Source organism: Thiocystis violascens DSM 198, assembly GCF_000227745.2.
Taxonomy (GTDB): domain Bacteria; phylum Pseudomonadota; class Gammaproteobacteria; order Chromatiales; family Chromatiaceae; genus Chromatium; species Chromatium violascens.
Genome location: NC_018012.1, coordinates 1,982,735 through 2,002,700, shown reverse-complemented (window position 1 = coordinate 2,002,700; position 19,966 = coordinate 1,982,735). Strand labels below are relative to the sequence as shown.

Annotated in this window: 16 protein-coding genes and 1 riboswitch; of the genes, 10 read left to right on the top strand and 6 right to left on the bottom strand. The window is 63.7% G+C overall.

All coding sequences use genetic code 11. The features are described from left to right. Window positions 1-5: 5 nt before the first annotated feature. A complete protein-coding gene (gcvT, locus tag THIVI_RS08895) occupies window positions 6-1,103 on the bottom strand; it encodes a glycine cleavage system aminomethyltransferase GcvT (protein WP_014778269.1) in 1,098 nt (365 codons plus the stop codon). A gap of 300 nt (window positions 1,104-1,403) precedes the next feature. Beyond that, window positions 1,404-1,496, bottom strand: a riboswitch (glycine riboswitch). Window positions 1,497-1,871: 375 nt separating this feature from the next. On the opposite strand from gcvT, the gene THIVI_RS08890 reads away from it, so the two are divergent. The 6 genes from THIVI_RS08890 (at window position 1,872) to dusA (ending at window position 5,818) form a co-directional block, all read left to right on the top strand. Next, a complete protein-coding gene (locus THIVI_RS08890) occupies window positions 1,872-2,240 on the top strand; it encodes a hypothetical protein (protein WP_052314994.1) in 369 nt (122 codons plus the stop codon). Between the two features lie 115 nt (window positions 2,241-2,355). After that, window positions 2,356-2,850 (top strand): hypothetical protein, encoded by a 495-nt coding sequence (locus THIVI_RS08885; protein ID WP_014778267.1) that lies wholly within the window; start codon window positions 2,356-2,358, stop codon window positions 2,848-2,850. Continuing rightward, window positions 2,847-3,590 carry a DUF1828 domain-containing protein gene (locus tag THIVI_RS08880; RefSeq protein WP_014778266.1) on the top strand — a complete coding sequence of 248 codons (744 nt, stop codon included), beginning with the start codon at window positions 2,847-2,849 and terminating at the stop codon, window positions 3,588-3,590. Before THIVI_RS08885 ends, THIVI_RS08880 begins: the two co-directional genes overlap by 4 nt. 408 nt (window positions 3,591-3,998) lie before the next feature. Further along, on the top strand, window positions 3,999-4,130 hold the full coding sequence (locus tag THIVI_RS26045; protein ID WP_281054916.1) for a hypothetical protein: 132 nt from the start codon (window positions 3,999-4,001) through the stop codon (window positions 4,128-4,130). Further along, entirely contained in the window at window positions 4,127-4,570 is a 444-nt protein-coding gene (locus THIVI_RS08875; RefSeq protein WP_014778264.1) for a hypothetical protein, read from the top strand. The genes THIVI_RS26045 and THIVI_RS08875 overlap by 4 nt, the downstream gene beginning before the upstream one ends. A gap of 237 nt (window positions 4,571-4,807) precedes the next feature. Continuing rightward, on the top strand, window positions 4,808-5,818 hold the full coding sequence (gene dusA, locus THIVI_RS08870; protein ID WP_014778263.1) for a tRNA dihydrouridine(20/20a) synthase DusA: 1,011 nt from the start codon (window positions 4,808-4,810) through the stop codon (window positions 5,816-5,818). 3 nt (window positions 5,819-5,821) lie between these two features. On the opposite strand, the gene THIVI_RS08865 is transcribed toward dusA, so the two are convergent. Together THIVI_RS08865 and THIVI_RS08860 are read right to left on the bottom strand one after the other, a co-directional pair. Next, window positions 5,822-9,169, bottom strand: a complete 3,348-nt coding sequence (locus THIVI_RS08865; protein ID WP_014778262.1) for a PAS domain S-box protein — start codon at window positions 9,167-9,169, stop codon at window positions 5,822-5,824. Window positions 9,170-9,189: 20 nt separating this feature from the next. Then, window positions 9,190-11,811, bottom strand: a complete 2,622-nt coding sequence (locus tag THIVI_RS08860; protein ID WP_014778261.1) for an EAL domain-containing protein — start codon at window positions 11,809-11,811, stop codon at window positions 9,190-9,192. Between the two features lie 141 nt (window positions 11,812-11,952). Here THIVI_RS08860 and THIVI_RS08855 point away from each other — a divergent pair, with 141 nt between their 5' ends. Then, window positions 11,953-12,828, top strand: a complete 876-nt coding sequence (locus THIVI_RS08855; protein WP_014778260.1) for a DMT family transporter — start codon at window positions 11,953-11,955, stop codon at window positions 12,826-12,828. A 21-nt stretch (window positions 12,829-12,849) separates the two neighbouring features. Here THIVI_RS08855 and THIVI_RS08850 read toward each other — a convergent pair whose 3' ends face one another. Next, window positions 12,850-14,463 (bottom strand): bifunctional aminoglycoside phosphotransferase/ATP-binding protein, encoded by a 1,614-nt coding sequence (locus THIVI_RS08850; protein ID WP_041447449.1) that lies wholly within the window; start codon window positions 14,461-14,463, stop codon window positions 12,850-12,852. Window positions 14,464-14,632: 169 nt separating this feature from the next. Between THIVI_RS08850 and THIVI_RS08845 the strand changes: the two genes are divergently transcribed. The 3 genes from THIVI_RS08845 to THIVI_RS08835 all read left to right on the top strand — a co-directional run bounded on the left by THIVI_RS08845 (window position 14,633) and on the right by THIVI_RS08835 (window position 18,393). After that, window positions 14,633-14,833 (top strand): YgaP family membrane protein, encoded by a 201-nt coding sequence (locus THIVI_RS08845; RefSeq protein WP_014778258.1) that lies wholly within the window; start codon window positions 14,633-14,635, stop codon window positions 14,831-14,833. Window positions 14,834-14,853: 20 nt separating this feature from the next. Further along, window positions 14,854-15,909 (top strand): FAD:protein FMN transferase, encoded by a 1,056-nt coding sequence (locus tag THIVI_RS08840; protein ID WP_014778257.1) that lies wholly within the window; start codon window positions 14,854-14,856, stop codon window positions 15,907-15,909. Window positions 15,910-16,356: 447 nt separating this feature from the next. Next, complete coding sequence (locus THIVI_RS08835; protein ID WP_014778256.1) at window positions 16,357-18,393, top strand: sodium-translocating pyrophosphatase; 2,037 nt, start codon at window positions 16,357-16,359, stop codon at window positions 18,391-18,393. Between the two features lie 286 nt (window positions 18,394-18,679). Here the strand turns inward: THIVI_RS08835 and THIVI_RS08830 are convergent, their stop codons facing one another. Continuing rightward, a complete protein-coding gene (locus THIVI_RS08830; protein ID WP_014778255.1) occupies window positions 18,680-19,312 on the bottom strand; it encodes an MBL fold metallo-hydrolase in 633 nt (210 codons plus the stop codon). A gap of 36 nt (window positions 19,313-19,348) precedes the next feature. Beyond that, on the bottom strand, window positions 19,349-19,585 hold the full coding sequence (locus THIVI_RS08825; protein ID WP_014778254.1) for an HP1242/YdcH family protein: 237 nt from the start codon (window positions 19,583-19,585) through the stop codon (window positions 19,349-19,351). Between the last annotated feature and the right edge of the window lie 381 nt (window positions 19,586-19,966).

Here is a 19,966-nt window from a genome sequence, read left to right as displayed (position 1 = left end):
GCTGTTTAGGTTAAACGGTCGACGAGGATCTTGCCGTGGCGCACGAAGGGCGGCTTGACGACACGCGCCGACACCGGCTTGCCGCGAATCTCCACCTCGCAGGTCGCGCCCAATCCGGGGGCAACCCGCGCGAACGCGATGGAGCGCTCCAGTGTCGGCGAGAAACCGCCGGAGGTGATCTCGCCCATCTCCACGCCGTTGCTCAGCACCTTCAGATGGTTGCGGATGATCCCAGGTCCAGTCAACAGCAGACCGACGAAGGCGCGCCGCGCGGGGTCGTCGCGCAGTGCGGTCAGCGCCGCGCGTCCGATGAACTCGCGCTCGGCGGGCTCCCAGGCGACAGTCCAGCCCAGCCCGGATTCCAGCGGGCCGACGGTGTCGTCCATGTCTTGACCGTACAGGTTCATGCCGGCCTCCAGGCGTAGCGTATCGCGGGCACCGAGTCCGCAGGGATGCACCCCGGCTGCCAGCAGTGCCTGCCAGAGACCGGCGGATTGGTCGCTGGGGAGCATGATCTCGAAACCGTCCTCGCCGGTATAGCCGGTACGACCGACGAACCAGCCATCGCCCTCGGCGGCGAAGAAGGGCTGAAGTCGCATGGCGTTCGCGCGGACCGCGACGGGAAGCAGCGGCTCGGCCCTGACGCGCGCCTTGGGGCCTTGCACGGCGATCATCGCCAGTTCGGCGCAGGGTCGGATAGCGACCTCGAAGCCCGCGCACTGGGCCGTCATCCAGGCGATATCCTTGTCCGCGGTGCCAGCGTTGACGACCAGGCGATAGCGATCCGGGCTGCGGGCATAGACGATCAGATCGTCGACCACGCCGCCCTGCGCGTTGAGCATGCAGCTATAGAGCGCCTTGCCGGGGGATTGGAGTCTGGCGACATCGTTCGCCAGCAGGACACGCAGAAAGGGGAGGGCGCCTGGACCCTCGATATCCACGGGCCGCATGTGCGAGACATCGAACATGCCCGCGCCGCGCCGCACGGCGTGATGCTCCTCGATCTGTGAACCGTAATGCAGCGGCATGTCCCAGCCGCCAAAGGGAACGATGCGGGCGCCGAGACGCTCGTGTTCCGAAAACAGGGGGGTACGTAATCCCATTCGACTCTCCGCAGGACCTGTCGGGCATCGCCCCGGCCTAGCGGCCGGCGACAACGAAAACGAGGCCGAAAGCTTACGGCTCGCGGCGTCGCCCCTCTGTCCTGAACCTGAGAGTTTGCGGACGGGAGACCGGGGGAGCCGCCTTCACCGGTCATTCATGGTTCGACAAGCTCACCACGAACGGTCGGAAAGCTCACCACGAACGGTCGGCAATGGCCGTTGACTAACCCGTATTCCGCCGCTGCCCCGTCGGTGGGCACCGACTGAAACATCAGCCGGCACCGCTCTCCAGAGTCGGTCGTCGTCCCCGCGGTCCGTTTGCCTGAGCGATTCCGGGCGGTGTTGCGCCTTCGGCGTCGGCGTCGGAACGCCGATCTCTCCCACGGGACATGACACGAGGCCGCACTATAAGCGCGGGACGCCGGGATTTCCAGCCGTGGCGTTGCCCCGCGCCTGGAAGACGAAATTTCGGGGGAACCTCAGATCATCCGCACCGCCGGTTGACGGATCGGCAGGAGCGACTCGCCCGCCCATCGTCCGTCGATCTCGCCTTGATCTTTGATTCAGCCGTATATACAGTGTTAGCGACCGCAGAGACCACCGATTTTTGCGCCGGATGCCATCGCTCCGAACAAAGTGGGGTTTCGGCGGTCTTTATCGTATATACAGAGTTGCCAGATTGAGGTGATCCATTGGATCCGATCATTTCCCCTCGGGTGCGGGACAAGCTCATGCACAAGCACCGCGTCAGTGAGGACGAGATCATATATGAGTGAGGGCAAATCAATGACACCGGACCGCAAGATCACAGGAAGCGACGAGGCATGGGATCGGCGCGAACTCGGCGCCGATTCAAATTTTGTCGTCGTCGCTGACGATACCGACGATGACGCGATCGATGCCGCGCTTGATCTGCAACCCATTTCCATACGGCTTCAAAAATCCTTGATCGAGGATTTCAAAATGATCGCCCAGCTGAACGACATCGGCTATCAGCCGCTCATGCGCCAGGTTCTAGCGCGGTTCGCGGATAGCGAGAAAAAGAGAATCCTCCGGCAAGTGGTCAGCGACACCCTGAGGCGGCGCAAAGAGGACGATGCCGAGGACGCGCAATCCAAAACCGGAACGCATGGTTGATCGATCCAGCGTTTAGCAAACCACCACAACCCGCTTCGGCGGGTTTTTCGCTGTGGGAGTGTGGCGGGCAGGGTAGGCGCCATGCCGATCGGAACGCCGACGTGGAGATGACGAATTGACTCGACTGACCGCCGTGCGCGCGCTGCTCGCAACCCCGAAGCATCTGGCGCGAACCATGGCCTGGCAGCGCAAGCGCGGCAATCATCTGCCGCCGTGGATGATCTTCGAGAGCGGCGTCATGGACGCACAACAAAAAACGCTGGAGGGCGTCAGGGTGCGCTGCCAATGGCGCCCGGTCGATCCGCCCTATCCAGAGAAATACAGCTTCGGTCTATACTTTGGGTATGATCGGGTCTTTGCCTATGACATCGACCCGATGGACGCGCATCATCTTCGGGGGTTCGACGGCCTGCCGTTCGATGGCCAGATCGTCCTGGGAAACCACGTTCATCGCTGGGCCGAGCAAGGCTATGGGTATGTCGAACCGCTGACCGTCGAGCCCTCCATGGCGGCGTATTGGGACCAGTTTTGCCACGACGCGGCGATCAGTGGCTCCGTGTTTTATGCGCCAACCGATCTCCACCAAAGCGGACAGTTGAGCCTGCTATGAACGCCCACGCCTTCAACCTGCCCGGTTACGTTTGCCGTCCGGTCGCCGATACCTTAACGCAGGTGATCACGCCCTTCACCTACGGCCACGATAGCCAGTCCATCACGTTTTTTGTCGACGCGCACGCTCGGCGGTGGCGCTTGAGCGACCACGGGAACGCGGCTTACCACGCCGAAGCGCATGGTTGCCGTCTCACGCAGAAACGCTGGGAACGCTTGCAGGCGATGCTGACCGGCGCAGTGACCTTGACGCCGCGCTGGGAGTTGCGCGCCGAGACCGACCGCCGCGAACAGTTGCCGGCACTGGCCGCCGATCTCGTGGCGGCGGCGTTGCGGCTGACCGCCGACGAGATGACACTGAAGGCGCCGGGCATGGGCTTTACCCATCGGATCGAGGCGATCCTAGCGCCGCTGGCGGGCGAGCGCCTCCGCCGGGGTGCGCGGCTGACGGGCGCGAGCGGCCATCGGCTTGAAATCCCCTTCGCGATCAATGCCCCGATCCTGCGGTTGGTGCAGCCCGTGTCGGCCTCGCACGACGATCTTGACTGGTCGGCGATCTACCGGATCTACGGGAAATTAGCGGACATCAAGCAAGCGGGGCCTGACGACACCGCGCGCTTCGTCATTTTGGATGACGCTGGCGAGACCGATCCCGGCGGCGCGTTGACGCTGCTGAGCGATGTCGCCGCCGTGCTGCCCTTCTCGCAACGCGCCAAGTGGCTACCCCGACTGGTCGCCTGAACGAACGAAATCGGGCGATCTGTCCGAATAACGAAAATCACCCGCTTCGGCGGGTTTTTTGCTGTGGTGCGCGGGTTGACTGGCGAGGTGATCCGATGTCGCCACTTTGCAACGGTTGACGAGGACCATCCGCGCCAGCGGTTGACGGATCGGGAGGAGTAGCGGAAGAGTGGCGTTCGGTCGGTCTGCGGACTAAGATTGCCATCGGCCAGCAACGGCCATCGGCAAATGAAACGGATCGCATCAGGATGCTGCAGTCATCCTGGTGTTTTTTTCGACTGGAGGGGGGGTAATGCCGATACAAATTACTGAAAAAATGAGAGAAACGCTTTGCAAAACGCTAGGCGTCGGCTCGTTGTCGGATCTGATGAACCGCGACTTTAAGGATATTTCAGCGGACGCGTGGACGTGAGCCGCACCAAGGCCGCGCTGTATGCCGACCGTAATCGCGGATCGGTGCGGCTCAATGCCGGGCGATTCTACACGGCGCGCGAATATACCGATCGCGTTCGCAAGATGAAGGCGATCAAACTGCCGTGACCTCTCGCAATCTTGACGAAGACCTGGATAAGCTGGCCGAAATCGCCGCATTGTACATGCAGGTTAAGGCACTGATTCTCTACTCGGAAGAGATTGACGAAAATTCGCGATCAAACATTCAAGTCATCAAGGAATTGAGGGACGCGTTTGACCATATCAAATCGTTCGCCACCGTCGCGCCGCCGGTCCCGCGCGCGGCGCCCGTGGACGTGCTCGACCACGCGCGGTGGCGTCAGCGCCAGCGCCCCCACGCCCGCCAGATCGAACGTCTGGAGCATCCGCGGATGCTGCCCCTTCGAGCGCCCCAGCGGCGCGATGCTCTCGCGATGGTCCAGATACAGCTGGATCAGATCGCCGACCGTCAGCCTGATACTCCGCCCGCGCCGCCGCGCCCGGATCGCGGCGGATCTGCTCCTCGCGCTCGGCCGCCCACGCCTTAGCCGTTGCCTTCTTCAAGAGCGTGCGCGACTCCGAAACCATCTGCCTACCTTGCTTCAGGCGGATCTGCGCGGTATATCTGATCGACCCATCCGCCCGTTTCCGCGCCGTAATCGCCGCCATTCCGTCCCCATTGAGTGCTACCAAAAAACCCGGTAGCAGTAGCGTCGCACTGGCAAGGCGGAAATAATGCAGAATAAGGCGGTGGGGACGACGGGAAAACTGATAAGAACCCAGCAATGACGCCATCAAACGCGCGAAAGACAAGGCTTACCAAGGCGCGGAAAATTGCGGTCGCCCCGATGCTCGACTGGACTGATCGGCATTTCCGCTTTTTTCTGCGGCTCATCACCCGCCATTCGCTCCTCTATACCGAAATGGTCACCACGGGCGCGCTGCTCCACGGCGACCGGGAACGTTTTCTGCGCTTCGATCCCGCCGAGCATCCGGTCGCGCTCCAGCTCGGCGGTTCCGATCCCGTCGAGATGGCCCGTTGCGCACGCCTGGGCGCGAACTGGGGCTATGACGAGATCAACATCAACGTCGGCTGTCCCTCGGATCGGGTCCAGAACGGACGCTTTGGCGCCTGTCTGATGGCCGAACCCGGTCTGGTGGCCGACTGCGTGGCGGCGATGAAGGACGCGGTGACGGTGCCGGTCACGGTCAAAACCCGCATCGGCATCGATGATCGCGACAGCTATGGCGAACTGGTCGATTTCGTCGGCACGCAGGCCGCGGCCGGTTGCGACGCACTGATCGTGCATGCGCGCAAAGCCTGGCTCAAGGGCTTGAGCCCCAAGGAAAACCGTGACGTGCCGCCGCTACGCTACGAGGTGGTGCAGCAACTCAAGACCGATTTCCCCGACCTGACCATCAGCATCAATGGCGGGATCAAAACCCTGATTGAAGCGGCGGATTTCCTGACGACCCTGGACGGGGTCATGATCGGGCGCGAGGCGTATCACAACCCCTGGATGCTGGCGCAGGCGGACCGGGTCGTCTTCGGCGACGATCATCCCCCACTGACTCGCCATGAGGTTCTCGACCGTTTTCTACCCTATGCGCAACGGGAACTGGCGGCCGGCGTCCCCTTGAGCGCCATGAGCCGCCATCTGCTCGGGCTGTTCCAGGGCCAGCCGGGGGGGCGCGCCTGGCGTCGCCGGATCAGCGAGAATGCGCATCGTCCGGGCGCGGGGATCGAGGTCTTGTCGACCGCCGCCCCGAGGGCAGATCCGCCTCTCGGGGGGTAATCCCTACGCATGCCGCCGAAGCAATGCCAGGGCGCCGCGATAGTCGAAGCGTTCGATGAGACGCGCAAGCGTCCTGCCATCCTCGCCCAGCGCGGCGAGCAGCAGACCGGCCTCGGCGCGGATCAGCTCGTTGGCGGCCATGTCGCCCTTCTCCAGCCAGGATGTCAGACGCGCGAGCACGGCGTCCGCCCGCGCGCGATCGACTGCCCCGACCTCCTCGACAACCGGTAGGACATGGTGACGGATGTCGGCGATCAACTGCGCGAGTTCCAGTTCCAGGTCGGCGATCGCGCGCTCGACCCGATTCCGCGGCGCGCCTTCGCGCAGATGCGTATCCAGCGCCGCCGCCGCGGACTGGAGCCGGTGCGCGCCGAGATTGCCTGCCGCACCCTTGAGCGTGTGCGCCAGCCGTTGGGCTGTGTCGGGATCGTTCTCGGCCAGGCAGCGCCGGATGCGCGACACGTCATCCCCATGATGGTCGGCCAGAATGCCGAGCAAGCTGGCCAATAAGGCGCTATTGCCGGGCAGGAGCGCCAGTGCCGCGTCCAGATCGAGACCGGCGATCATGGCCAGACGTGCCCGCCAGTTGTCGTCTTCCTCGCTCCTCGCCGCCCCCGCTGTGGTTCTCCGTTCGTCGGGCGCGGGACGATCCGTGGGCAGCCATTTCAGCAAGGCCGCGTAGAGTTGCTGGGGATCGATGGGCTTGGCGATGAAGTCGTTCATTCCCGCCGCCGTGCAGTCGCGTCGATCCTCCACGAAAACATTGGCGGTCATGGCCAGAATGGGACGCGACTGCCATCCCGGCAGCGCGCGGATGCGACGGGTGGCCTCCAGCCCATCCAGATGCGGCATCTGCACATCCATGAGAATCAGGTCGGGGTTGTCCTCGCGCGCGCGCGCCACGGCCTCGATCCCATCCGCCGCCGTGTCGACCCGCAGACCGACGCGCGTCAGCAACTCCACGGCCACTTCGCGATTGATCGGATTGTCTTCCGCCAGGAGCACCCGCCGCGCTCCGGGGAAGAGGCTCAAGGCCGACTCGGCATCCCGCGCAGGCATTGGGGCACGCGGGGTCGTGCTCTCCCTGCCATGCGCGAGCCGCGCGGTGAACCAGAAGGTACTGCCCTGCCCAATCTGGCTCTCGACCCCGGTCTCGCCGCCCATCAGACGGGCCAGGCGGCGGGTGATGGCCAACCCCAGACCGGTACCGCCGAACTGGCGCGTGGTCGAGCTATCGGCCTGCTCGAAGGCGGAAAACAGCTTGGGCAGGATCTCGGGCGCGATTCCGATCCCGCTGTCGCTGACCTCGAAGCGCACCAGCAAACGCTCGCCATCGTCTTCCAACAAAGCGACACGCAACCGGATGCCGCCCTGTTCGGTGAATTTGAGCGCGTTGGCGGCGTAATTGAGCAATGCCTGACGCAGCCGCGTCGGGTCGCCGCGCAGCCAGGCGGGAACCCCGTCGCTGACCATCGCGAGGGTCAGTCCCTTGGCCGCCAGACCCTCGGCGATCAGCGCCATCACCGCCTCCAGCACCTCGGCGAGGGCGAAATCGGTCTCTTCGAGTTGCAGCCGATCCGCGTCGATCTTGGACAGATCGAGGATATCGTTGATGATATTCAGCAGGTGATGGGCCGCCGCCTCGATCTTGGCCAGCCGCTCGGACTGGGCGGCATCCGTGATTTCGCGCCGCAGCAAATCGGTCAGTCCGACGATGGCGTTCATCGGGGTGCGGATCTCGTGACTCATGTTCGCCAGAAAGGCGCTCTTGGCGCGATTGGCCGACTCCGCCCGCTCGCGCGCCTCGGCCAGCTCGGCGGTTCGTTGCGCGACCAGATCCTGCAAATGATGGCGATGCCGATCGAGTTCCTCGCCCAGCCGTTTGCGTTCGGTGACGTCCTCCTGCACCGCGACGAAGTGACTGATCCGTCCGTCTGCCTGACGGATGGGCGCGATGATGGAAAACCCGGTGTATTCGCTGCCGTCCTTGCGTCGGTTGTGGAATTCGCCCTTCCAGATCGCGCCGCGGCGACGCGCCTCGCGCAGGGCCTCGTAGGTCTCCGGCTGCGTCTTGCCCGAGCGCAACAGATCCGGTGTCTGCCCGATCAGTTCCTCCTGCGCATAGCCGGTCTGGTCCAGGAACGCCTGGTTGAGATATTCGATCCGGGTCGTGGCATCCGTGATGAGGATGCCGACCGGACTCTGCTCGACGGCGAGCGAGAGCTTGCGCAACTGCTCCTCGGCCAGCTTGCGCTCGGTGATGTCGCTGAAGACGCAGGCGAACTGACCCGCGCGCGGCGAATAATAATGGTTGCGATACCAGCGCCCGGTGGCCGCGACAAAGCCTTCGAGACTGACCGGTTCGCGGGTCAGCGCGACGCGCGCGGTCGTTTCGAACCAGAACGGCTCCAGACTGGGGAACAGCTCCCGCACGGTATGGCCGACCACCGCCTCGCGGGGCAGCCCGATGATGCGCGAGTGCGCGGGATTGACATCCAGGAAGCGCCAGTCGACCGGCTCGCCCGCCTCGCTGTAGATGAGTTCGGCGAGATAGAAGCCTTCGCGCATGCTGTCGAACAGATCCCGATAGCGGGACTCGCTCTCGCGCAGGGCGGCGGTCGTCGCGCGCGCCTCGGTGATGTCGCGGGAGATGCCAAGGACGCCGACCAGCCGGCCATTCAGGTCGCGCATCGGCGTCTTGATGGTCTCGACCCATGCGCGATGACCGTCGTTGGCGAAGCGGATCGCTTCCTCGTTGAGCGAGGGGCCGTCGCTGGCGATGGCGAGACGGTCGTTCTCGCGGAAAAAATCGGCCAGCTCGCGCGTGACGAAATCGTAGTCGGTCTTGCCGACGATCGCGGATTCGGGCGCACCGAAGAATTGCTCGAACCGGGGATTGCACGCCAGAAAAACCCCCTCGGGATCCTTGAGCCAGACCAGATCGGGGATGCAGGCCAGGGTCGCGCTCTGCAAGCGCAGGTTGGACTCCGCGCGCCGTCGGGCGCGGTGCATCAGTTCGCTGACGAGGCTCGCCAGCAGTCCGCTCAGAATCAGAAACCCCCATTGCAGCAGGTCGTGCCGGGCGGTAATGGCGAAGCTTCCGGTCGGCGGTATGGCGTCGTAGGCGGTTCCGAGCGCCGCGCCGAGGGTCGCGATCAGACCGGGACCGAAACCGCCGAGAATGGCGCTCAACAGGATCGGGAACATGAAGAGGATCAGCAACGGCTGCTCGCCGAAGCTGACGGCGATCTTGGCGCGCAGCGCCAGGGTGGCGACGGTCATCGCGATGGCCAGCAGATAAATCGACCAGCGGGGCCAACGGCGGACGGCCAGCCGGGCGGGCGGAATCATCGGCGAGGGCGGGAACACGATCAGCCCATGCCGCGCGGAAGCTCGATTCGCTCGTCGGCGGCAGCGGACGGATGACCGGCGCGCGATTCGAACAGCCTGAACGCGGCGCGGACCACCTCGCGCAATTCCGCGGTCTTCCAGGGCTTGGTCAGAAACTTGAAAATTTCGCCCCGATTGACGGCGCTGGTGACGATCTCCAGTTCGTTATGCACGGTGAGCATGATGCGGATGACGCTGGGATGGAGCACGTTTACTCGACCCAGAAACTCGGCGCCATCCATTTGGGGCATGACGGCGTCGGCGATCACCACCCCGACCCGATATTGCGCGAGCAGTTCCAGTCCCGCCAAGGCATCGCTGGCGGTGAGGATCTGGTAGCCCTCGGGATCGAACAGTCGCCTGAGCACGAAGAGCGTTCGCGGATCGTCATCCACCAGCAGCAAGGTGCGCTGGGGCGGGGGCGAGTCGTCCGGAAATTCCAGCCGGCGCGGTACCCGCAGCAATGCCTCGAACTCGGCGACCGGCAGCGGGCGGCTGAAATAATAGCCCTGCATTTCGTCGCAATCGCGCGCGCGCAGAAATCGGAGCTGCGCCTCGGTTTCCACGCCCTCGGCCAGTGCCGCCAGATTGAGACTGTGCGCCAGCGCGATGATCGCCTCGGCGATCGCCGCGCTGCCGGGATCGTGCACCATGTCGCGCACGAAGGACTGATCGATCTTCAGCCGATCGATCTCGAACCGCCGCAGATAACTGAGCGAGGAAAAGCCGGTGCCGAAATCGTCGATGGAGAGCGCGACCGAGAGCGCCTTCAAGCGGCGCGTGGTCTCGATGAAGCCCTCGGTATCGGCCATCACCGCGCTTTCGGTCAACTCGAGTTCCAGGTATTCGGGCGCGAGTCCGGTGGCGGTCAGAACCTCGGCGGTCAGGGCGACGAGATCGCCGGCGGCGAACTGGCGCGCCGACAGATTCACCGCGACCGTCAGCGGCGGCAGCCCGGCGATCTGCCAGGCGCGATTCTGCCGACAGGCCTCGCGCAACACCCACTCGCCCAACGGCACGATCAGGCCGGACTCCTCGGCCAATGGAATGAAGGCGCCCGGCGAAATCATGCCGCGCTCGGGATGGCGCCAGCGTACCAGCGCCTCGGCACCGATGATCTGACCGCTGCGCAGATCGAGTTGGGGCTGGTAATGCAGAATCAGTTCTCCCTTCTCGATGGCCCGGCGCAGCCCGTGCTCCAGGTCGAGCCGCTCCAGGGCGCGCGCGTTCATGGCGGGGGCGTAAAAACGGAAGCCTTGCCCGCCCTCGACCTTGGCCTTGAACATGGCGGACGCGGCGTTGCGCAAGAGCGCTTCGCCGGTGTCGCCATCCTTGGGAAACACGGCGATACCGATGCTGGCGGAGAGCACGACCTCGCGTCCCGCGACCCGCATCGGCTGCGCCAGTGCATCGAAAATCGGCTGGGCGTACTGGCTGATCGCCTCCCGCTCGGTGGCCTGCGTCAGCAGGATAAATTCGTCGCCCTCGACGCGCGCCAGGGTCGCGGTTGGGGCCATCAATCGTGTCAGCCGTTGCGCCATGGCTTGCAGCGCCTGATCGCCAGCGCCACGTCCGAGACTCTCGTTGATCCCCTTGAAGCGATCGAGGTTCAGGGTCAGGACGGTCAGCGGACTGCCATCCTCGCGACTGTACTCGATAGCTTGCGCCAGCCGGTCGGTGAGCAGATTGCGGTTCGGCAGCCCGGTCAGATCGTCGTAATTCGATTTGCGTTCGAGTTGTTCGAGATAACGCTTGCGCTCGCCGATGTCCCGCCAGGTGATCACCGCGCCCTGGAGTTGTCCATGCTCGCGGATCGGCATGCAGGTGTATTCCACCGGGACCGCAGCCCCATCCTTGCGCCAGAAGGTATCCGCCTGATCGCGTAGCGTCATGCCCGCCACGATGGCCGTTTGCAGCGGACAGTCGGTCTCCGGATGGTGATGGCCATCCGCGTGCGAGTGATGAATGATCTCGTGGCTATTGCGCCCCAGCAGATCGTCGCGCGCGTAGCCCAGCATCGCCGCCGCCGCGGGATTGATGAAATTGATGACGCCATTGACATCCACGCCCTGGATGCCCTCGCCGGCCGAGCCGAGAATCAGCTCAAGCTGATGGCGGAGATGCGCCTGGATGCGTTCGCTGCGGTCCTGAAGCGCGCGCGCTTCGTCCACGCGCCGCGCCACTTCGGTTTCCAGAAAGGCGTTTTGATCCCGCAAACGGTCGCGCGTGCGTTTCAGCTCCAGCTGCGTGAGCACCCGCGCCAGCACGATGGGCGCGACGATGGGTTTGGTGATGTAATCCGCCGCGCCATGCGCGAGCCCCGCGATTTCCGCCTCGACGCTATCGAGCGCGGTGATGAAGATCACCGGCAGCTCGCGGGTGCGCGCGTCGGCGCGCAGACGCGTCAAAACCTCGTATCCATCCATGTCGGGCATCATGACATCGAGCAGAATCAGATCGGGGAGTGGCTCCTGCGTGGCATACTCAAGCGCGATCGGCCCGGAGGTGGCCGCCCTGACGCGGTAACCGGCCCCACGCAGCAGCTCCCCGAGAACCGACAGATTCTCGGGCATATCGTCGACGATCAGAAGCGTTGCGGACATGGCTTTACGATCCCTCCGGTTGGTGGGCCGCCAGAGGTTGCAGCCACCTTCACGGTCATGCTAACCAAAAATGAAATCCCGTTCATGGTTCGATCCTCTGACGGGGCTGTCCTTACCGCGACATGGCGTTGGAATCGCTGGATGAACTGGATCGCTCTTGCCCTGCTCTGCGCCTTCGCGCTTGCCAGCGCGGACGTGGCCACCAAGGCGTGGCTCCAGGGTTTTTCGGCGCCCGAACTGCTGGTGGTCCGGTTCGGTATCCCCGGCCTTTTGATGACACCGCTCCTGCTCGGTCTCCCGTCCCTCACCGATCTGCCGCTGGCCTTCTGGGGCTGGATCGCGCTCCTGATCCCCCTGGAACTGGCCGCGATGCTGCTCTATATGGCCGCCATCCGCGACCATCCGCTCTCGCTCACCTTGCCCTATCTGGCCTTTACGCCGGTGTTCGTCATCGGCGTGGCCTGGCTCGTCCTGGGCGAACGGGTGTCGGCGCGGGGCGCCGCCGGCGTTCTGCTGGTGGTCGCCGGTGCCTGGCTGTTGAACAGCGCCCACGCCCGTGCGAGCGACTGGCGAAGCTGGGCCGCGCCCTTCGCGGCGATTCTCGACGAGCCGGGATCGCGGATGATGCTGGCGGTCGCGGCCATCTACGCGATCACCGCGACCCTCGGCAAGGGGGCCATGCGATATCTGCCTCCGGAATCCTTCGGCGCCTTTTATTTCGCCTTGCTGGGGCTTGCCGTGTTCGTACTCTTCGTTCTGCCGCGGCCGCGGGTGCTGCTCAAGCTGGCCAGCCATTTCTGGCGCGTGCTCGGTGTGGGCGCCTTGATGAGCCTGATGGTCTACACCCATTTTCTCGCGATCCAGGAGGTCGCGGTGGCCTACATGATCGCCGTCAAGCGCCTGAGCCTGCTGATCGGCATTCTCTATGGCGCCCTGCTGTTCCAGGAAACCGGACTGGCGGCCCGGCTGCCGGCCGGCGCGCTGATGCTGGCCGGGGTGATGCTGATCCTGGTCTGATTGCGCGCCTGTCCCGCCGTCTTAGACCAATGTTTCGCTCGAACGGGATGTGCTGGAGATGGCGTCCGGCATCTGGCCGAGAATCGCTTCGATGCTAGCCAGAATCTCGCTGATCGGCGGCGTGTCCGTGCTGTCGATCATCACCGCGTAGGGCTTTTCCGCCTCGCTCAGGCATTGTCGGAGCGCGAGTTGACGTTCCAGCACCGCGAGATCGGCCTCGGAGGCATCGTTTCCCAGTTCGAGTCGGCGCATCAAGCGCTGACGCAGCACCTCGATCGGGGCGTCGAGCGCCAGAATCGCAAAGGCCGCCCGGTGCTTGCGCGCGAGATACATGAATCGCTCGCGGCGTTCGCGGGCAATAAAGGTGGCGTCCACCAGCACGTCATAGCCGTTGGCGAGGATCGCGTCGGCCAGTCGATGGAGTCGCTCGTAGGTCCAGTTCGTGGCGCTTGGGAAATAGATTCCGGAGTCGACGCCGGATTGGGTGCGCGCCGTTTCGCTCAGGCCGAAGAGACGCTTGCGTTCCACGTCCGATCGCAGATGGATCAGCGGCAGCGCCTCGCGCAACCGCATGGCAAGACAGCTTTTCCCGGAGCCAGACACGCCGCAGACAATCAGCAGGTGCGGCGCGCGCGGCTGAGTATAGGACTCGGCGAGCGCCAGATAGCGGGCGCCAAGGTGCCGTTCCGCGGACTCATCCGTCGCGTCCAGGTCGCCCTGACCCAGCCGGATCGCCGCGACCTTGGCCCTGACCATGGCACGGTACACCTTGTAGAAATCGAGCACGTCCAGGGTGCCGTAATCGCCGCTGCGTTCCAGATAGCGATTGAGGAACAGCCGCGCGAGCCCCGCCTCGCCGGCCTGTTCCAGGTCCATGATCAGGAACGCCACCTCGCTGGCGGTATCGATCCAGCGCAGATTGGGATTGAACTCGATGGCGTCGAAGATCCGAATCCTGCCCTCGACCAGCGCGATGTTGCCGCGATGCATGTCGCCATGACACTCGCGCACATGACCCCGGCGCCGTCGCTGTTCGAGCGTTGGGGCTAACTCCTGGAAACGCGCGCGGATCCAGGTTTCGAGCCGAGCGAGTCGCGTCAGGTTTTCGGGGGTGACGTCGCGCGCGCGTACCTGAGCCAGGTTTTCCAGCATCGGCGCCAGGATCGCCGCCGGCGAGCCGAAGTCAAGCCGGTGATCGGCCACCGGAATGCGCGCATGAAAATCCGCGATCTCCTCGGCCAGACGGATCATGAGTTCGTCGGTGAGCGGTTGCCGATCAAGTAACGCCGCCTGGGGGAAACGACGCATTTTCACCGCGTATTCCAGCACCGGCCCCGCGCCGCCGATGCGGGGCGCCGTCGGCGTCCCGGTCACGGCGACGACTTCCAGATAGAGATCCTCCGCCAGCCGCCAATTGAGCCGCAGTTCCTCCTCGCAGAAATGACGGCGACGCTCCAGGGTCGAAAAGTCGAGAAAGCCGAGATCGAGCGGCTTTTTGAGCTTGTAGGCGAAGTCGCCGGCCAGCATCACATGCGAGATATGGGTCTCGATGTGCCGGACAGGATCGGCCGGATGCGGATACGCCTCCGGCCGCATCATGGCCTGAATCAAGCGAGAGAAATCATTGGCTTCCATGGGAGTGCTACTCTCGGCAAGGACAAACTGAAGCGTCGCCGGGTTCAATCCGCGCATCGCTTCTGCTAGCGAATGGAGCGACACCGAACCCAATTTGTTGAACTGTCGCCATGGGGATGGGTAAGATCGCATCGACAGCCCATCCCTTTTTTGGAGTTTAGAGAGTTCCATGTCAATCGAACGAATCGTTTTTGCCGTTGCCGGCGCTTTCATCCTGATCTCCGTGCTGCTGGCGATGTATGTCAGTCCCTATTGGCTCTGGTTCACCGCCTTTGTTGGCGCCAATCTGTTCCAGTCCGCCTTCACCGGCTTCTGTCCGCTGGCGCTGATTCTTAAGAAAATGGGCAAGGAAAGCGGGACGGCGTTTTAGGCGATTTCCGAACGAAGTCAATGATTCGCAAAAACCTGTCCATGGGGCGCCGGCATGGCTGGCTCCCCTTTGCGCTGTTCGTCGCAGCGCTGCTTCTCCCGCTGGCCGGTTGCGACAAGCGTGCGGATGCTTTGATCGAAATCGGCGGTCCCACGATGGGAACCTATTACTCGGTCAAGATCGCTCGTCCACCGGCCAGTATGACCGCCGAGACGTTGAAACCGGACGTGGAGGTGGTGCTCGATCAGGTTATCGCCGAGATCTCGACCTACGACGAGACCTCCGAACTGTCGCGGCTTAACCGCAACCCGAGCACCGACTGGATTCCCATCTCCTCGAATCTGTATGACGTGATCGCCGAGGGGCAGCGCATCGCCCTCCTCACCGATGGCGCCTTCGACATCACCATCGGTCCCCTGGTGAACCTCTGGGGTTTTGGCCCGGAGCAGCGCCCTGATGCCTTGCCGTCCTCGGAGGAGATCCAGGTCGCGCGGGCGCGGGTCGGTTGGCAAAAGCTGGACGTGCGAGCGACCCCGCCAGCCGTCCGTAAGGCGCGCGCCGATCTCTACATCGACCTCTCGGCGCTTGGCGAGGGCGTCGGCGCCGACCGGGTGTCGGCCTTGCTCGAAGCGCGCGGCGTCGCCGATTACATGATCGCGGTGGCCGGCGCCATTCGCGCCAAGGGCCGCAATGCCAAGGGTCAGCCCTGGGCGATCGCGATCGAGGAGCCCATGCCCGACCTGCGTAGCGTCCACCGCGTCATTCCGGTCTCCGACCGCGCGCTCTCGACCTCGGGCGACTATCGCAATTTCTTCGAGCGTGACGGCAAACGCTACTCTCATGAGATCGACCCGATGACCGGGGCTCCGGTCGAGCGCAATCTTGGCTCGGTTACCGTGATCGGGGAGAGCGGCATGGTCGTCGACGGTCTCGCCACCGCGCTCATGGTGATGGGCGAGGCGCGGGGACAGGCGTTCGCCGAAGCGCGGGGCCTCGCGGCCTTTTTCATCGTGCGCGAGGGCGAGACGCTGCGCGGTTTCGGCACCCCGGCCTTTCAGGGTTATCTGGATCGCTGATCGCGGACAGACCGGCCCCGAGGGCGTTCATGTCGGGATTGATGTCCATTGCCGCGATTTCCAAATAGAGAACATTAAGGAATTTTTTCAGGAACGGCAGCGATGCGCGCCTGAACGCATGGATATTGGCCGGTCCCAGGCAACGGATGACCGTCGCCTTCGTGTTAAGACAAAATCCATGACAAATGAATGGGATAGGCGCAAGCCGCCCAATGTCTCCGCATCGTCGCCAACACCAAGCTTGAGAATCGTCGACAGTCATGGACTGCGTGCGATTGAAATTAACCTTGTCAACGTGTGGAAGCCGATATCGGACCACAACCTTTATGGTAAAGTTCCCCGTCGTCTTGGTGGCCGATCGTTACGTTCGCTGCTGTATCCCGACGTTGCGATTGCCGCTTGCTGTGCTCGGCTCACTCCAACGAAAACTCGCTACGGGGGATGTTCATGTCAACAGATGTTGCGCTTTGGCTCGCCATCGGCGCCGGTGGCCTCGCCGTTCTCTACGGTCTGGCGGTCGTCGCCTGGATTACCATGCAGTCCGCTGGTTCCGCACGCATGCAGGAAATCGCCGCGGCGATTCAGGCCGGCGCCCAGGCTTATCTCAATCGACAGTACACCACCATTGCCATGGTCGGTGGCGCGCTCTTCCTGGTTCTCTGGCCAACACTCGGTCTGGCGACCGCCGGCGGTTTCGCGGTTGGCGCCATTCTCTCCGGCCTCGCCGGTTATATCGGCATGAATGTGTCGGTTCGTTCCAACGTTCGCACCGCACAGGCCGCGACGATCGGGATTGAGGCCGCGGTGGACGTCGCCTTCCGTGGCGGCGCGGTCACCGGCATGCTGGTGGTCGGTCTCGGTCTGCTCGGCGTGGCGGGCTACTTCGCCTTCCTGGGAGCGGATCAAGAGGCGCTGCATGCGCTGGTTGGTCTTGCCTTCGGCGGCTCGCTCATTTCCATCTTCGCCCGTCTTGGCGGCGGTATCTTCACCAAGGGCGCCGATGTGGGCGCGGACCTGGTCGGCAAGGTCGAGATCGGCATCCCCGAGGACGATCCACGCAACCCGGCGGTCATCGCCGACAACGTGGGCGACAATGTCGGCGACTGCGCCGGCATGGCCGCCGACCTCTTCGAGACCTATGCGGTCACCATCGTCGCCACCATGGTCTTGGGCGGCCTCATGTTCAAGGGCGCCGATGGCGGTCTGGACATGGACTACATCCTCTACCCGCTGATGCTCGGGGCGGTTTCCATCGTCGCCTCCATCGTTGGCACCCTGTTCGTGAAGGCCCGCGAAGGCGGCAAAATCATGAATGCGCTCTATCGCGGCATGGGCGTCGCGGGCGGATTGGCGTTGTTCGCCTTCGCGATCGTGACCGCGCTCTTCATGGGCGATCACTTTTTCTCCATGCTCTTCTGCACCCTGGTCGGTCTGGCGCTCACGGCCGCGCTGGTGCTCATCACCGAGTACTACACCGCGACCGAATATGCGCCGGTTCGCTATGTCGCTGAAGCCTCCCAGACCGGGCATGCCACCAACGTCATCGCTGGTCTCGCGGTCTCGATGAAATCCACCGCCTGGCCGGTGCTGGCGGTCTGCGCCGCGATCTGGGCGTCCTATATGGTCGGGGATCTCTACGGCATCGCCATCGCGGCGACCGCCATGCTGTCGATGGCGGGCATGATCGTCGCGCTCGACGCTTATGGCCCGATCACCGACAACGCCGGCGGCGTCGCCGAGATGTCCGGTCTACCTCCCGAGGTTCGTCATATCACCGACGCGCTGGACGCGGTCGGCAACACCACCAAGGCGGTCACCAAGGGCTATGCCATCGGTTCGGCCGGTCTGGCCGCGCTGGTGCTGTTCGCGGACTACACCCATAACCTTCAGGCGGCCGGCAAGCTGGAAGTGTTCAGCCTCTCCGATCCGGCCGTCATCATCGGTCTGTTCATCGGCGGCATGATTCCCTACCTCTTCGGCGCCATGGCCATGGAGGCCGTCGGTCGGGCCGCCAGTTCGGTGGTGGTCGAGGTTCGGCGTCAGTTCGCCGAGATCCCGGGGATCATGGATGGCACGGGCAAGCCCGATTATTCACGGGCGGTCGACCTGCTGACCCGCGCGGCGATCAAAGAGATGGTCGTCCCCTCGCTGCTGCCCATCTTGGCCCCGGTCGTGGTGGCGTTCGGCATGAACATCCTCATGGGCGACGGCGCCGGCGTGCGCGCGCTGGGCGGTCTGCTGATCGGCACCATCGTTACCGGCCTGTTCGTCGCCATCTCCATGTGCACCGGCGGCGGCGCTTGGGACAACGCCAAGAAGTATGTCGAGGAAGGCAACTTCGGCGGCAAGGGTTCCGAGACCCACCACGCGGCCGTCACCGGAGATACCGTCGGCGACCCCTACAAGGACACCGCGGGTCCGGCGATCAACCCCCTGATCAAGATCATCAACATCGTGGCCCTGCTGCTGGTGCCGTTGCTCTGATCGAAGGCGGTTGGATGGTCCGGGAAGGGAAGCCCGGGCCGCGAGGATCAAAAAGGCGCGGCCAATGACCGCGCCTTTTTGCATTCAATGAGGTATTAAACCGCGTCCAGTGCGGTATGCGATGTTTTTGGATTGGATTAACCTTGGCCGCATCGACGATAGTCGGAGCGGACGCGGTTTAAGATATTAAAAAATATAAAATTTTAAACCGCGTCTCTAGTGAGGCTGGTGAAACCCCCAGAGCCAAACACAAACTGAAAATTACGCATATCGCACTGGACGCGGTTTAGCCGCGAAGGTAGGGATTGGCGCGTCGTTCGTGTCCGATGGTGGACATGGGGCCATGCCCCGGAATGAAGCGGACAGCGTCACCTAGCGCGAAAAGTCGCTGTTGAATCGAGTCGATAAGTTGGCGGTGGTTGCCGCGCGGAAAGTCGGTGCGGCCAATGGAGCCCCGAAAGAGCACGTCGCCGACCTGCGCCAGCCCGTTTGCGGCGTCGACGAACACCACATGTCCAGGGGTATGCCCCGGACAATGCAGCACCTCTAGGCGTTCCTCGCCGACGTTGACAATATCGCCCTGTTGCAGCCACTGGTCGGGTTCGAAATCGCGCACCGGCGGAAAGCCGAACATCTGACACTGGGCCGGTAGCGCATGGATCAGAAAGGCGTCGTCGGGATGCGGTCCGACAATGGGCAGACCGAGTCGCTCGGCGAGATCGCCGCTTGCGCCCACATGATCCAGATGACCGTGGGTCAGGAGGATGCGTTCGGGTTCAAGGTTCAGCTCGGCGATCAGCGCGAGGATGCGCTCAGGCTCGCCGCCGGGATCGATAATGGCGGCGCGCCGGGTCCGTTCGCACCAGAACAGGGTACAGTTCTGCTGGAACGGAGTGACGGGCAGGATGCGATAGTCCACGTCGGTCTGGCGTTCAGGCGGCCATTGGAGGCCGGCTCAGGCGCGCAGCATCAGATAGAGCGAGTCCTTGAGAAGAAGCCGTTCTTTCTTCAGTTCTTCGATGGTTTCATCGGCGACCGGGGTTCCGAGTTCCTCGATACTTCGCACGCGGGCATCGAGTTCGTCATAGTCGTCCATGCGTTTCGCGAACTCGGGGTTGGCGGAGCGGAGTGCCGCGATCTTGTTTTCCAGATCCGGAAATTCATGGAGCAGGTCGTGCGATTCGCCGAGCATAGTGTCGCTTCCTCTTCAGGGGCGACCGCCGCGCGGAGGGCGCGGTCGGTCGACGTTGATGTTGGTTTGGGTGCCCGCACCGGGATGCCTAACGTCGGAAAAGTATACTCCAGGACGTGGGATCCGAAATAGTCCGGTCACATTCGACAACACTTCTAACTTTGGTCGGTTGCCGCCGAGCCGCTTCGGATGCGTGCGATCTGGAATCGTCGAGTTGCCGCCGGAATATCGCCCTCCATCCGAATCGGCCTCCGCTTGATTTTTGATCCTGATCGCCAATCATCATCCTTGGTGAAAACGTTCTCGACGGCGCGGTCATTTCGCGAGCCGGCTCATCGACGAGGACTCCAGTCGCGCTGCGCCTCGTCGGTCGATGGGGAG